We start from the raw sequence: 2,163 nt of genomic DNA on the forward strand, positions 1-2,163 counted from the left end.
GGACACGGGCTGGCTGGGCGCGATCGGGCGGGAGCCCGTGGACCGGGCGGCGCTGCTCGACCTGCAGGCGCGGCTGGCGGCGGCGCAGTTCGACCACGGCTTCTACCGGGCGCGCTACGGGCTCGCCGAGGCCGCCGACGCAGTGCGCGACTACTGCGACACCGGCTGGCGGAAGGGCCGCAACCCCAGGCCCGACTTCGACGGGCAGGCCTATCTCGACGCGCATCCCGGGGTCCGCGAGACCGGCCTGGCGCCCCTCGTCCACTTCCTCGCCACGGCGCTGCTGCACGGCACCGACATTTCGGCCGGCGCCTTCCAGCCGCGCTACGGCGCGCCGGATTCGCGGGACGCGGCGCTCCGCGACGAGGCCCGGGCGATCGAGCCCTTCTTCGACGCCGCCTACTACGCCAAGCGCAATCCCGACGCGGCGGGCGCCCCCGGCGGGCCGCTCGCCCACTTCGTCGCCTACGGCCAGCACGAGGGCCGCGACCCGAGCGGGACGTTCTCCATCGCGTTCTACACGGAGACCTACGGCCACCTGCTGGCGCCGGGGGAGTCGCCGTTCCTGCACTACGTGCGCACGGGGCGGTCCGCCGGCCTGATGGCCGCGCCCGAGGATCTCGGCACCTACCCGCCGATGGACGCCCCCGAGCCGCACGCGTGGGACGGCCTGCCCCGGGCCCTGCCGATCGATCAGGCCCGCGTGCTCGTCATCGTCCCGGTCTACAAGGGCCGCGGCGAGACCCTGCGCGCCCTCCACGCCTGCCTGTCGGCCCCGCAGGCCACATCCTTCGCCCTGCTCGCCGTCAACGACCGCTCCCCCGACCCGCAGCTCACCGCGGAGCTGGCCGCCCTGGCGGACCGCGGCCTGTTCCACCTCGTCGAGAACGAGCGCAACCTCGGCTTCGTCCGATCGGTCAACCGCGCCCTCGGCCTCCGCCAGGGCCGCGCCGTCGTCCTGCTCAACTCCGACGCCCAGGTCTTCGGCGACTGGCTCGACCGGCTGGTGGCCCACGCCGAGCCCCAAGCCGCGCCCCGCGCCGAGCCCCGCGCCGGCTCCGCGGCCCCGCAGGACGGCGCCCGCCCGCCCGTGGCCAGCGTCACGCCGCTGTCCAACAACGCCACGATCTGCTCCTACCCGCGCTTCAACGCCAACAACACCATGCCGCTCGAGATCGACCGGCCCGACCTCGACCGCATGGCCGCCCAGGCCAACCGCAGCCGCGCCGTCCCCGTGCCCACCGGCGTCGGCTTCTGCATGTACATGACCGCCCAAGCCCTCGACGCGGTCGGCCCCCTCGACGCCGAGGCCTTCGGCAAGGGCTACGGCGAGGAGAACGACTGGTGCCTGCGCGCCACCAAGGCCGGGTTCGTCAACCTGCTGGCCGAGGACGTGTTCGTCCACCACGCCGGCCAGATCTCGTTCGGGCTCGATGAAGGCGGCGAGTACGACCAGGGCCAGGCCGCGCTTCTGGCCAAGCACCCCGACTACCCGGCCCGGATCGGCCAGTTCGTCCAGGCCGATCCCGGACGGCGCGGGCGGGCGCGCCTCGATCGGGCGCGGCTGGCCCGGCACTTCTCCGGCCGGGCGCTGCTGTTCGTCACCCACGCCTGGGGCGGGGGCATCCAGCGGCACATCGACGACATGATCGCCCAGGCCCGCGCCGAGGGCACCAGCGTGGTGCTGCTGCAGATCGACCGGACCCGCAACCTCGAGGTCCACGTCTCCTACCGCAGCCCCGAGTTCCTGTACCTGCCCAACCTCGGCAGCCTGTACCTGCCGCGCGACGCCGACGACCTCGCGGGCTTCCTGGCCGCGCTGGCGCCGCGGCTGATCCACGTGCACTCGCTGGCGGGGCTGCGCTGGTCGGCGGCGGGCGCGCTGATGGACGTGGTGGCGGGCTGCGGAGCGCCGTATGCCTGGACGCTGCACGACTACTCGCCGGTGTGCCACCGCAACCACCTGGTGCAGCCGGACGGGCGCTACTGCGGGCTGGCCCCGGTCGCGGAATGCCGGGCGTGCCTGGCCGCGGATGCGGACGGGTTCGAGGAGCCGGACCCGGGGGCGCGGCGGGCGACGTTCGGGGCCTTCCTGGCGGGCGCCGCGCGGGTGTTCGCGCCGTCCGCCGACACGGCGGCGCGGATCCGGGGCGTGTACCCGGA

Annotated in this window: 1 protein-coding gene; it reads left to right on the forward strand. The window is 74.9% G+C overall.

What is annotated here, in order from left to right; genetic code table 11:
• A partial coding sequence (locus tag MKK82_RS12640; protein ID WP_243985912.1) for a glycosyltransferase occupies positions 1–2,163 on the forward strand: 2,163 nt, incomplete at both ends.

Source organism: Methylobacterium sp. E-046 (genome assembly GCF_022829625.1).
GTDB classification, from domain to species: domain Bacteria; phylum Pseudomonadota; class Alphaproteobacteria; order Rhizobiales; family Beijerinckiaceae; genus Methylobacterium; species Methylobacterium longum.